Source organism: Flavobacterium sp. (genome assembly GCF_035760125.1).
Classification (GTDB): Bacteria; Bacteroidota; Bacteroidia; order Flavobacteriales; family Flavobacteriaceae; genus Flavobacterium.
In genome coordinates, this window is sequence record NZ_DASTTN010000163.1 from 1 (window position 1) to 12,294 (window position 12,294).

Annotated in this window: 11 protein-coding genes and 1 tRNA gene; 7 read left to right on the forward strand and 5 right to left on the reverse strand. The window is 34.3% G+C overall.

The features are described 5' to 3' along the window. From VFS71_RS06310 to VFS71_RS06320, 3 genes are all read right to left on the reverse strand, one after another. A partial coding sequence (locus VFS71_RS06310) for a tRNA threonylcarbamoyladenosine dehydratase (protein WP_326400054.1) occupies positions 1 to 485 on the reverse strand: 485 nt, incomplete at its 3' end. A gap of 23 nt (positions 486 to 508) precedes the next feature. Continuing rightward, the gene (locus tag VFS71_RS06315) at positions 509 to 1,162 is read right to left on the reverse strand and encodes a TatD family hydrolase (RefSeq protein ID WP_326400055.1); all 654 of its coding nucleotides are present in this window, start codon (positions 1,160 to 1,162) and stop codon (positions 509 to 511) included. Then, on the reverse strand, positions 1,162 to 1,764 hold the full coding sequence (locus VFS71_RS06320) for a DUF1684 domain-containing protein (RefSeq protein WP_326400057.1): 603 nt from the start codon (positions 1,762 to 1,764) through the stop codon (positions 1,162 to 1,164). Before VFS71_RS06320 ends, VFS71_RS06315 begins: the two co-directional genes overlap by 1 nt. A gap of 214 nt (positions 1,765 to 1,978) precedes the next feature. Between VFS71_RS06320 and VFS71_RS06325 the strand changes: the two genes are divergently transcribed. The 4 genes from VFS71_RS06325 (at position 1,979) to VFS71_RS06340 (ending at position 6,000) form a co-directional block, all read left to right on the forward strand. Then, entirely contained in the window at positions 1,979 to 3,190 is a 1,212-nt protein-coding gene (locus tag VFS71_RS06325; RefSeq protein WP_326400059.1) for an MFS transporter, read from the forward strand. A gap of 361 nt (positions 3,191 to 3,551) precedes the next feature. Beyond that, positions 3,552 to 3,911, forward strand: a complete 360-nt coding sequence (locus tag VFS71_RS06330; RefSeq protein WP_326400060.1) for a BlaI/MecI/CopY family transcriptional regulator — start codon at positions 3,552 to 3,554, stop codon at positions 3,909 to 3,911. A gap of 6 nt (positions 3,912 to 3,917) precedes the next feature. Continuing rightward, entirely contained in the window at positions 3,918 to 5,780 is a 1,863-nt protein-coding gene (locus tag VFS71_RS06335) for a M56 family metallopeptidase (protein WP_326400061.1), read from the forward strand. A gap of 79 nt (positions 5,781 to 5,859) precedes the next feature. Further along, positions 5,860 to 6,000, forward strand: coding sequence for an SsrA-binding protein (locus tag VFS71_RS06340; RefSeq protein ID WP_326400062.1), 141 nt, complete (start codon positions 5,860 to 5,862; stop codon positions 5,998 to 6,000). A 60-nt stretch (positions 6,001 to 6,060) separates the two neighbouring features. Here VFS71_RS06340 and VFS71_RS06345 read toward each other — a convergent pair whose 3' ends face one another. Further along, a complete protein-coding gene (locus VFS71_RS06345; protein WP_326400063.1) occupies positions 6,061 to 6,573 on the reverse strand; it encodes an adenine phosphoribosyltransferase in 513 nt (170 codons plus the stop codon). Between the two features lie 70 nt (positions 6,574 to 6,643). On the opposite strand from VFS71_RS06345, the gene VFS71_RS06350 reads away from it, so the two are divergent. Beyond that, positions 6,644 to 6,717 (forward strand) — tRNA-Arg (locus VFS71_RS06350). A gap of 378 nt (positions 6,718 to 7,095) precedes the next feature. Then, the gene (locus VFS71_RS06355) at positions 7,096 to 10,686 is read left to right on the forward strand and encodes a T9SS type A sorting domain-containing protein (protein WP_326400064.1); all 3,591 of its coding nucleotides are present in this window, start codon (positions 7,096 to 7,098) and stop codon (positions 10,684 to 10,686) included. A 272-nt stretch (positions 10,687 to 10,958) separates the two neighbouring features. Here the strand turns inward: VFS71_RS06355 and VFS71_RS06360 are convergent, their stop codons facing one another. After that, positions 10,959 to 11,855 (reverse strand): helix-turn-helix domain-containing protein, encoded by an 897-nt coding sequence (locus VFS71_RS06360; protein ID WP_326400065.1) that lies wholly within the window; start codon positions 11,853 to 11,855, stop codon positions 10,959 to 10,961. 174 nt (positions 11,856 to 12,029) lie between these two features. Between VFS71_RS06360 and VFS71_RS06365 the strand changes: the two genes are divergently transcribed. After that, the coding region (locus tag VFS71_RS06365) for an aldo/keto reductase (RefSeq protein ID WP_326400067.1) at positions 12,030 to 12,294 on the forward strand (265 nt) is incomplete at its 3' end.

Sequence of the window (12,294 nt, forward strand, 5' to 3'; positions counted from 1 at the left end):
GCAATATCAGTCACTTTCACCTTGGATGCTTCCATTTTTCCTCCGGCTCCCATACTGCTTATGATTCGTACTTTCTTTCTTTTGGCCGAAATAATTAAATTAAGCTTTGGAGTTACACTGTCGATACAATCCAAGACATAATCATATTCATTGGTAACAATGTCGTAAGCACGCTCTGGCGAAAGAAATTCTTTTACTCGAATCAAATTCAATTCAGGATTAATATCCATCAATCGGTCACCTACAACATCCACTTTAGGTTGTCCCACCGTAGAATGCAAAGCAGGTAATTGTCTGTTTATATTGGTAATATCCACCACATCGCCATCTACAATGGTCATCGTTCCCACTCCTGCTCTTGCCAAAAACTCGGCTGCAAAAGAACCAACTCCACCAAGTCCTACGACCATTACGTGAGCATTTTGCAAATTCTGTAATCCTTCTTTTTTAAATAATAGTTCGGCTCTTTCTGTCCACTCTGCCATATCAATTCGTTTTATTTATATTCTTAAAGTTGCTTTTTAAAAACCGCTGCAAAATTACTCTTTATTTGTTGTTGCAGTTCATCCATATTCCATTTTTTATATTGGGCTGCCAAGGCATACACTTCCTCAATTCCTTCTTCCACAGTATCTGTTTCCAGAAAAAAACGGTCATTTGGTATGCTTTGAAAAACCGTTTCCATTTCGGGATTAAGCAATAAATATTTCCCAAACGAAATATAAAATCCGTTATCGATGAGTTCCTTAGCCACTTGTTTGTTCTTTGAAAAACCGTGAATCAGCATTGGAACTGTAATTTTTAATCGCTTCTTGGTAGCGATTATCTCTTGAAAAGCAGCCACACAATGAATTACTATGGGCTTATTTTGTTTTTGCGCCAAAAACAATTGCCTCTCAAAAGCCATTTGCTGCAATTCTAACGGGATTTCAATCCGTTTATCCAATCCACATTCACCAAGAGCGAGACAATTGGAATCTTGTAATTTACTTTCTATTATTTGCAAATCAGTCTCCAATCTTTGTTCATCGATATACCAGGGATGAATCCCAATAGAATAATACGGAATCACTGGATCAAATCCCTGTGGATATTGATTGACGAGTTCCAAAACTGCTTCCTGATTCGTAAATTTGTGAGTATGTAAATTAATAAACTTCATTAATCATGAAACTTCTTTACACCTGCTTTGATTTCGATAGCCAAATCGTTTTCCAATGGCACTTTTGGGCATGAATATTTGTGGCTGTAAGCACAATACGGATTGTACGACAGGTTAAAATCAATAACAATCGTATTACTGGTTGGAATTTTTAAATCAATGTATTTCCCGCCTATATAACTCTCTTTACCCGAAGTCAAATCCGAAAACGGTAAAAACAAATGGTCTTTGTATTCTTCTTTTTTGGAAAGTTCAATATTGCGATAAATATTCAGTTTAAACTCTTTTCCTTCTAACTGAAAATGAGCTTCACCGTATTTTACATACATCGGTTTTTTTGCGCCAGTTGTTGGCATCACAAAAGGTTTTTCGTCTTCAGTTCTGATGAACTGGGCAACCACAAAGGCTTTTTCATTGGTTGGATAAAAATCCAGCGATTTGAATTGAGCCAAATCTTCAGGCAGAAGTGGGCTTGTCTTTGCATCTGCAAATTCTGTATTGAGATCTTTTTGAAATTTTTCGACTGCTGCCAAATCAAATTTTTCTTGGCCAAAGCCTATATTAAATAATGCTAATAGAACCAAAGTCAGTATAACTCTCATATCTTTAAATTTTAGGCAAAAATAGTTTAAAGTTGCAAAGCCACAAAGTTTATGTTTAGAGAAACAAATATCTTGAAATACCCTAAATATCTCTGTAGCCCAGATAGCAGTGAAAATCCTTTTATTTTTTTCTTTAAAAAATAAAAGATTGCAACGAATAGCTGGAAATAGCTCCTAAAAAACTTTGTAGATTTGCAATATAAGAATTTACTACATGCTCAAAACTGCTCTCGGTCGCTACATCAATAATTTTAAAGGATTCACACGCGAAGTTTGGATACTTGCCCTAATCACTTTTATCAATAGAGCTGGCACTATGGTGCTGCCTTTTTTATCCAAATATTTAAAGGAAGATTTGAATTTTAACTACGGTGAAGTGGGATGGATTATGGTTGCCTTTGGTTTGGGTTCCATGCTGGGTTCTTGGATTGGAGGTAAATTGAGCGATAAAATTGGGTTTTATAAGATCATGATTTTTAGCCTTTTTACGAGCGGAATCTTATTTATTCTACTGCAATACATTACAACTTTTTGGGGATTATGCTTTGGGATGTTTGTCATTATGGCAATTTCCGATATGTTTCGTCCTGCCATGTTTGTATCCCTGAGCGTATATGCCAAACCCGAGAATCGAGTTCGTGCGCTGTCTTTAATTCGCTTAGCTGTAAATCTAGGTTTTACTGCCGGTCCAGCATTAGGCGGATTGATTATTATAGGGATGGGATACCAAGGCCTATTTTGGGTCGATGGAAGCACCTGTATCATTGCGATTTTGATTTTTGCATTTTACATTAAAGAAAAAAAGAAAACACCTGTTGCCACAGATCATCCAATAACCAAAACAATTTCAAAATCGATCTTTAAAGACAAACCTTTTTGGCTACTGCTCTTTATCAGTTTTGTTACTTTTATGGTTTTTCTTCAAATATTTTCGACTTTACCCTTATATCACAACGAAAAATTCGGGCTAAGTGAATTCCAAACCGGAATGCTGCTTTCCATCAACGGACTATTGGTTTTCCTTTTAGAAATGCCAATCGTAAGCGCCTTGGAAAGAAGAAAAACGAATAAAATAAAAAGCATTGCAATTGGGTCACTATTCATAACACTTGGATATTACATTTTGCTACTTGATTCTTGGGTTGGAATCTTAACAATTAGCATCATATTACTCACCTTTGGAGAAATTTTTTCTTTTCCATTTGTCAATGCCGTCGCCCTCAACCGAGCACCAAAAGGTCAAGAAGGAAAATATATGGGCTTCTATACCATGAGTTTTAGTCTGGCACATATAGTGAGTTCCAAAACAGGTCTGGAAATTATTGCTCACTATAACTATCAAGTCAATTGGTTTATCATGGGAACTTTAGGTGCAATATCCTTACTTTGCTGTTTTTGGCTCAACAAAATGATTCACAAAGAATAAAAATAACACCTACATAATAATTAGGGTGTGCCACCATTATGGGAAGGGGCCAAATATGCAAAACCGCTTATTCGGCCCCTTCCCATAATGCTGTCGTACTATCCGCGCTACTTCGGTAGCTTGCTTCTATCACTCACCCGAGGACCACAACCATTGTATTCCAGAAGACGTTTTGTGCTTATATCATCTTTTATATACATATCAAAAGGTTTTCAAAACCTATTAAAAAAGTCTATCTCAACTCAATAAAATTAATACAAAACTAAAATTTTAGTTAAATAACTATATTTTTAGTTTGCAAACTAGAAATATAGTTGTAAGTTTGTTTTGGAATTATGATCACGATTTAAAAATAAACGAAATGCAAAAACTAACGAACAAAGAAGAAGAGATCATGCACATTTTATGGAAGCTCAAAAAAGCATTCGTAAAAGAAGTGATGGCCGAAATCACCGAAGAACAACCACATTACAATACACTATCCACCATTATTCGCAATCTAGAAGAAAAAGGATATGTAAATCACAATGCCTTTGGAAACACTCATCAATATTTCCCAATTGTAAGTATCGAAGATTATCGAAAAGGTTTCATGAGTACCGCTATTGATAATTATTTTAATAGTTCTTATAAAAACATGGTTTCCTTTTTTGCAAAAGAAGAGAAAATTTCGGCAGCCGAATTACGTGAAATTCTCACTATGATCGAACAAAAACAATAAACATACATGGAAACACTATTCATATATATTGCAAAGTCGAGTGGATTAATAGGGATGTTTTATATCGCTTATTATTTTCTACTGCGAAAAGAAACTTTCTTTACCGCAAACCGTTGGTTTCTTTTGGCTGGTTTGCTGACATCCGTAATTTTGCCTTGGATAGTATTCACAACCGTTGTTTGGGTAGAACCAGCTCCAACTAATTTTGATTGGTCAAAAATTCCTCATTCAACTCCAATCCAAAAAGAAAGTTTTGAAATTAATTGGTATTTTATTTTGGCCGCAGCCTATATAATCGGAATTGCCTTGTTTTTAATCCAATTTGCCTTTGACTTTTATCACCTTAATCGAGTTTTAAAAGGAAAAACAATTCACCAGCAAGCTGACCATAAATTCATTGACCTAAAAGAAAATATTGCTCCTTTTTCCTATTTCAATACCATCGTTTACAACTCATCATTGTATAGCGAAGCTGAGATGGAAAGTATTCTTGAACATGAAAAAGTACACAGCGAGCAATACCACACTATAGACGTCTTAATCACGCGTTTCTTTTGCATCCTTTTTTGGTTCAATCCCTTTATTTGGCTGTACAAAAAAGCCATTTTACAAAATCTGGAATTCATAGCCGATAGCGAAGCCTCCAAAAGCATATCTGACAAAAAAGCGTATCAACTTACGCTTTTAAAAATAACAACGCACGAAAATTCTGTTGTGCTTACCAATCATTTTTATCAATCATTAATCAAAAAACGAATCGTTATGTTAAACAAAAATCAATCAAAAAAATGGAATTCCTGGAAGTATGTATTAATACTTCCAGCTTTAATTGCCTTTGTTTTTTTATTCCAAATGGAAGTTATAGCAAAGGAAAGAGAGAATCAGACGTTATCAAATACAGTGTTGGATGTTGTCACCACTATCAGCAAGAATTTTTCAAATGAAGATTTAAAAAAGAAAGCCGAATTTTTTAAAAAAGAATTTAATTGTGATTTAGTCTTTTCTGAAATTGAACGCAATTCAAAAAATGAGATAATTGGAATTACAGTAAATTATAATGGAAACAAGTATGGCAATGGTACTTACAAACAACATAGTTCGGATGCAATAAAAGATATTTACATCAAGCATGATGGATCAGGAAAAATTGATATCACTGATGCTGAAATCGATGCCAGAATTAAAAATAATGATGCTAAGATAGCACTATCAGAAGCTAAAGAACTTGCTGTTGAAAAAGAAATCTTCATTAATGGAGCAAAATCAGATAAAACCGAAATGGACAAATTGGATCCAAAAGATATTGCTACTATGAAAGTCATCAAAAATAATGACAAACAAGAAATCAGAATAATCACAGACAAGCATGCCAAAATGGTTAATGAGAATGACATTTACATCAATGACAAAAAAGTAGACCAAAATGAATTGGACCAGTTGGATCAAAGTAAAATTGTAACAATGGACGTCAACAAGGACGGAAAAACAATCCGTATTGTAACAAAAAACGGAACATACAACATACAAGACAAAAACCTTCCTGCTCCCCCTACTCCTCCGACGCCGCCAGTTTTAAAAATGAAAACTCCGACTCATCCTCCATTACCAAAAGCACCAAAAGCACCGAAAGGAGACCCAATAAATGGTGACAAAAAAGCTTGGAAAGAGTTTGAAAAGAAAATGGAAGAATTTGATAAACAAATGAAAAAACTGGAGCCCCAAATGGAAGCTTTCGATAAGCAAATGGAAGAATTTGACAAACAAATGGAACCGTTTAACAAAGAAATGGAAGCTTTTGATGAAAAAATGAAAGTTTATGACAAACAAATGGAAGAATACATTTCCAAGATAGAGAAAGATAAAAAATAGTAATATTTTCCATTGAAAAACAACAAAAAGACGGTCACTCATCAAGACCGTCTTTTTTTATATCTTTGAAAAAAAAATTATGTTTAAAATTCTAGCTCAAATCAACAAACTTATTTTACCAAGCTTTACCAAACAAAGATTGGATATATCCAAAGCCAAAAAATGGCAAATGGCTATTATTGGATACCGCTATTATGTAACGACAAGAGCACTTGGGTAAATTACAGATTTCAGTCGGCAGTAATCAGTAATCCGCAAACTTAATTCTGTCATCTGTAAACTAATACGTCATCGCGGCAAAAATCTCGTTTCCAGAAATCTTTTCCCTTCCCTTTAAGAAAGTGATTTCCATCAGGAAATTGCACTGAACAATTACCCCTCCCAATCGTTCTACCAATTCACACACTGCTTTTGCTGTTCCTCCTGTAGCCAAAACATCATCGTGAATCAAAACCCTATCGCCTTTTTGAATAGCATCGGTATGGATTTCAAGAGTGTCAGTACCATACTCTAAATCATAAGAGGCCGAAATAGTATCAAAAGGTAATTTATTTGGTTTTCGAACCGGAACAAACCCCACATTCAATTCCTCTGCCAAAAGCATCCCGAAGAAGAAACCTCGACTTTCAACCCCGATTACCTTGTCAATTTTTTTTCCTTTCACCGTCGAAACCAAGATTTCAAGGCATTCTTTTCTAGCATTCGCATCAATTAACAACGGAGTGATGTCTTTAAACACGATTCCCTCCTTTGGAAATCCTTGAATATCACGTATATAATTTTTTAAGATCATTTTTTTTAATTTTAATGTAAATTCATGCTTGCAAGATACATATTTATTCCTATATTTGCACCCGCATTAAGGCCTCGTGGCGCAACTGAATAGCGCACTTGATTACGGCTCAAGAGGTTACTGGTTTGAATCCAGTCGAGGTCACAAGCTTAAAAGCCCATTTCTTACGAAATGGGCTTTTTTTTATGCCTTCTCACTACTGTTTAACCCGCTTAAACACACAAAAAAAATTTGAATATCCTATGGAGGTTACTTCACTGAATACAAATTTTATTAAAATCATTAAATTTTAACGATTAAAAAGATTATAAATCGTGTCATGTAATTCATTGATTCCTTCTGCATAATTTTAAAAAAAAGAGGTAAGTTGAATTTTTCTTTTGTACAGATTATAGCAGGTTTCAGGTGGAAGGAAACAAAATATAGATTGTTTTTAAAATTTAGTTTTAACAATTATTAATTTTATATTTTTGGCAGATGATTCTTAAATTTTCGTAAGCTACACCCCATTATCTTTTATATATGAAAACAAAATTACTAATACTATTATTGACAGTTTCTGTAAATTTTTATGGGCAAATAGGATTTGATGAAAACATTGTTGTAGGGAATTCTTATACAACCATGAGTCCTCAATTTGTTAAGGCAGCTGATGTTGATGGAGACCATGATTTGGACATTATTACTTTCGGAGCCGGACTGAACTGGTATGAAAATGTTGATGGTTTGGGAAATTTTGGTGAAAAGAAAACCATCGCAGTAACGTATGGAGCTTCCGCTTTATATACTGTTGATTTTGATAATGATGGAGACCTTGATATATTAGGTTCGGTATTCAATAAATTCACTTTGTATAAAAATACAGATGGTTTAGGAAATTTTGAAGTTATGCAAGTTTTTCCCCTAGGTACTGAAGCCTTAATATCAGTACCAAGTGATATAGATAATGATGGTAATATAGATATTCTATGTTTTTATAATATCAATACTACTACTCCATCTAAGCCAAAACTGGTATGGTTCAAAAACGACGGTTCTGGAAAATTTGGACAAGAACAATTTATTACTGACAGTTATAATAATCTAATTACAGCTTCACTCTTAGTTACCGAAGATCTGGATGGTGACAGCGATCAGGATATTATCATTGGATACAAAGATTATAGTAAAATTACATGGCTAAAGAACACGGATGGAAAAGGTACTTTTAGTACACCCCAAACAATAACAATTTTAGCTGGTGGATTAAGTTCGATCACTACCTCTGATATCGATCATGACGGTGATAAGGATATAATCTCTGCCTCAGCAAACGACAAACAAGTTGCATGGTATAAAAATCTGGACGGATTAGGTAATTTTAGTGATGAGAATATTATTGCATCCAATGCAAACGAAACCAATGCAGTTTTAGTAACCGATATAAATAATGATAACACTGTTGATATTGTGTATACAAGCAAAAATGAAATCGGATGGATGAGCAATACAACTGGTTTAGGGGATTTTGGTAATCAGCAAATCATTACAAATAAAGCTTTTGGAGTAAGATCTGTGATAACAGCTGATATTGATGGAGATGGAAAGAATGACATCATTTCTGCATCTCAGGATGATAATAAAGTAGCCTGGTATAAGCATATTGATGGGAACGGTAATTTTGGAAGGCAAGTGGTAATTGCACGGATAATTCAAGATCCAAGCAATGTATATCCAGGTGATTTTGATGGAGATAATGATATTGATTTGTTAGTAAATTCAAAAGATGATGCTAAATTAACATGGTTTGAAAATGTTAACGGATTGGGTTTTTATGGCAAGCAACACATCATTACCGAAAGTGTCTCTGTTGGCAATATTACTCCTCAAGCATATCCTGTAGATATTGACGGCGATGGCGATTTAGATATTGCGACTGTTCAACATTCGGTATTGTTTTGGTACGAAAATATTGATGGACAAGGGAATTTTACTACTGAACATGTAATTGATAGTAACAGCTCCGCGACCATCATCCGTTCAAAGGATATAGATGGTGATGGAGATATGGATTTGGTGTGTGGGGTCTATAACGCAGATAAAATTTCGTGGTATAAAAACCTCGATTCCAACGGCACCTTTGGCTCTGAGCAAATAATTACCGATACAGGAGATGACAACGGCTCGTTGACTTCTTTGGAAATAGCCGATATGGATGGAGATAAGGATATGGATATTATTGCCTCATCATATAACACGGATACCTATTATTATAAAAACACGAATGGATTAGGAGATTTTGTAGAAGAGCATATGGATGTTTTTAATGCTATGCAAGCCGTTTATCCTGCTGATGTTGATGGTGATGGTGATAATGATATCATTGGGGTAAGTGCATCGGGCGGTGGTCCTTTTGATTCAGTCGTTTGGTATGAAAATAGTAATGGAAAGGGTGATTTTAGTAATATTAAACATGATATTTCTACACTAACAACGAATGGTGAGTCAATTCATGCGGCAGATATAGATAATGATGGTGATATAGATGTGTTGACCGCATCGGGTCATTCACAAACATCAGGAATAATTGCATGGTATCAAAATAATGGAAATGGCACTTTTTATGAGAGACAAATAATCCAGGAGCTTTTTAATTATAATATAGGCGTATGTGTGAATACTGCAGATGTTGACAATGACAACGATCTGGATGTTTTAGCAGTATTTGGTTATGGTTCGTCAATTGGTCGAGTTTCTGTATTAGAGAATCTAGGACCTTTGAGTTATACAATACAAGGAAAAGTCCTCATTGATACAGATTCTAACGGATGCACAATTTCCGATGTAAAGGCAAGCAATCTTATGGTTATTTCAGATAATGGAAATAATAGTTTTGCAACTTTTACAGATCAAAATGGAGCGTATCATATTGCAACCACTGAGGGAAATTTTACCACATCAATCACATCTCAGCTGCCAGACTATTTTGCTTCTAATCCAACGTCGCATGCTTTTAGTTTTTCAGGAACGAATAATACATATTTAGCCGACTTTTGTATCACTCCTATTGGGGAGATTAATGATTTAAATGTTAGTTTGTATCCTTCACTAAATGATGTACGACCAGGTTTTGGAACGTATTATCGCATTGTTTACAGAAACATTGGTACTACAACATCAAGTGGTACTGTAAAATTTGAATACAATAACAATAAACTTAGTTTCCTGACTGCGACCGAAAATGTTTCCTCACAAACTGCCAACACATTGACTTTTGATTTCGCAAATTTAAAACCGTTTGAAACCAAAACTATAGATTTAAACTTTACTGTTTTCGCAACACCTATAACCAATATAAATGATGAAGTTATTTCAAGTGTAACTGTAATCCCTACTTCTGGAGATGATCAGACAGAAAAAGATAATAGCTTCACTCTAAACCAAACTGTCATCGGTTCATATGATCCAAATTACATTACCTGTCTTGAAGGCAAGCAGGTACTAATCGAAGATTCCGACGAATTTCTTCACTACATCATCCGCTTTCAAAATACAGGTAATGCCAGTGCTATAAACGTAAATGTAGAAAACATTTTGGACAACAAATTGGATTGGACCTCTATGCAACTCGAAAGTTTGAGTCACAGCGGCAAGGTAGAGATAAAAGATGGAAAGCAAATTAAATTTATTTTCGATAAAATCAACCTTCCTGACAACACCACAGACGAACCCAACTCACACGGCTTCATTGCTTATAAAATAAAACCATTGAATAATGTGGTCGCCGGTGATATCATCAAAAATACAGCAGATATATATTTCGATTTCAATCCGCGAATCGTCACAAATACCGCTTCTACTCGATTTACAGGTACGTTGTCAGTTGTAGAAAGCGATGTAAATCAATATAACATATATCCAAGTCCAACAACCGGTCTGTTAAACATTCAAGCAAACACGATGATTGAGAAAGTGTCGGTAATTGATGTTAATGGGAGATTAGTAAAAGAATTCCAATTTAATACCCCAGTATTATCTACTCAATTAGATTTAACACATTTGGCAAAGGGTATTTATTTCTTGAAAATCAAGTCCAATCAAGGCAATACCAACAGAAAAATCATCAAAAGATAATAAAACTAAAAAACTTTAATATTTAAAAATTGTCTCACAAATTAACTTAAAAATAGGCCAATTTCTTTAAATCTTGGAGAAAATGGTTTGAAATTTGTATTTCTGGGGTCACAAGCTTCAAAGGTATATTCTTACGAATACACCTTTTTTATGCCATTTTTCCACTATTTAACCAGTTTAAACATATAAAAACAGTACGGTTTAGATTTCCCGTGGAGTTACCTCAGCGGGATTCAAACAATTGATAAAACTGTTTATTTTTCTGAGTGGAATTAATTCAACAATCTATATTCATTCGGAGTATAACCAGTACTTTTTTTGAACATTCGATTAAAATGTTGTGGATATTTAAAACCGAGTTCAAATGCTATTTGACTGACTGACTTTTCTGTGTCAAAAATTTTCTCTTTAGCTATATCTATTAATTTTAATTGAATGTGTTCCTGCGCAGTTTTACCCGTTGCTTTTTTAATTAAATCACCAAAATAATTAGGAGAAAGATGCAGGCAATCCGCAAAATATCCAACAGATGGAAGTCCTAAATTTTGTGCATTTTCTGATTGAAAATAGATATTTAATAAGTTTTCAAATTTAGACAAGATGTCTGTATTGATGTTCTCCCGGGTTATAAACTGCCTGTCGTAAAACCGTATACAATAATTTAGCAGTAACTCAATATTATTGGTTATAATGCTTTTAGTATGCTTATCAATAGATTGACTTAGTTCATATTCCAACTTATTAAATAAATCTTTAATAATCTGCTGTTCTTTTGAAGACAAATGAAGTGCTTCATGTGAATCATAAGAAAAGAAAGAATACTGACTCATTTGTTTTCCTAGTGCTGTCCCTTTTATTAAGTCAGGATGAAAAAGCAGTGCCAAACCAGAAGGCTGATAATTTTCTTCATTATTGACTTCAATAACCTGTCCCGGTGCCACAAATACTAATGTCCCATCATCATAATCATAGTTATTGCGACCATATTTTAATTCACCACAATGCCCCGCTTTTAAAAAGACGGCATAGAATCCAAAATACATTCGGCTGTGATTTGGTAATGCTTTTGTTATGGAATTATCAAAAACGCTTATCAAAGGATGTTTAGTTTCAATATCCTTTAGCACATTGTATTGAGAGACTTTTTCAAGCTTTCTAATAGTATCCATAATGCATTTATTAAATTTATAGTACAAATATACTGCGCAGATTGCCAAAGTGTTAGCCTAAGTCCCCAAATCAGTAATAATGGTACTAACATCCGTAATTTATATACAAAACAACAATGACTATTGAAGGAACTTTGTACCATCAAAAAATTACCATCAAAAAAGTCATTAAAAATGAAAACAAGAATATTAGGAAATAGCGGATTAGAAGTTTCAGCACTTGGAATGGGTGTTATGAATTTAAGTTTTGGAACAGGAATAGCCGTTGAAGAAAGTCAAGCCATACAAGTCATTAGAACCGCTGTGGAGCGAGGCATTACTTTTTTTGACACTGCGCAAGCGTATGGCCCGTATGTCAATGAAAAATTATTAGGAGAAGCATTAGTTCCTTTTAGAAAAGAGGTTGTTGTTGCTACAAAATTTGGTTTTAAATTAGAAA

Coding starts and splice junctions, on each gene's coding strand:
- VFS71_RS06320 (WP_326400057.1), bottom strand. CDS start 1,764: ATGAGAGTTATACTGACTTTGGTTCTATTAGCATTATTTAATATAGGC.
- VFS71_RS06335 (WP_326400061.1), top strand. CDS start 3,918: ATGGAAACACTATTCATATATATTGCAAAGTCGAGTGGATTAATAGGG.
- VFS71_RS06325 (WP_326400059.1), top strand. CDS start 1,979: ATGCTCAAAACTGCTCTCGGTCGCTACATCAATAATTTTAAAGGATTC.
- VFS71_RS06345 (WP_326400063.1), bottom strand. CDS start 6,573: ATGATCTTAAAAAATTATATACGTGATATTCAAGGATTTCCAAAGGAG.
- VFS71_RS06315 (WP_326400055.1), bottom strand. CDS start 1,162: ATGAAGTTTATTAATTTACATACTCACAAATTTACGAATCAGGAAGCA.
- VFS71_RS06360 (WP_326400065.1), bottom strand. CDS start 11,855: ATGGATACTATTAGAAAGCTTGAAAAAGTCTCTCAATACAATGTGCTA.
- VFS71_RS06340 (WP_326400062.1), top strand. CDS start 5,860: ATGTTTAAAATTCTAGCTCAAATCAACAAACTTATTTTACCAAGCTTT.
- VFS71_RS06355 (WP_326400064.1), top strand. CDS start 7,096: ATGAAAACAAAATTACTAATACTATTATTGACAGTTTCTGTAAATTTT.
- VFS71_RS06330 (WP_326400060.1), top strand. CDS start 3,552: ATGCAAAAACTAACGAACAAAGAAGAAGAGATCATGCACATTTTATGG.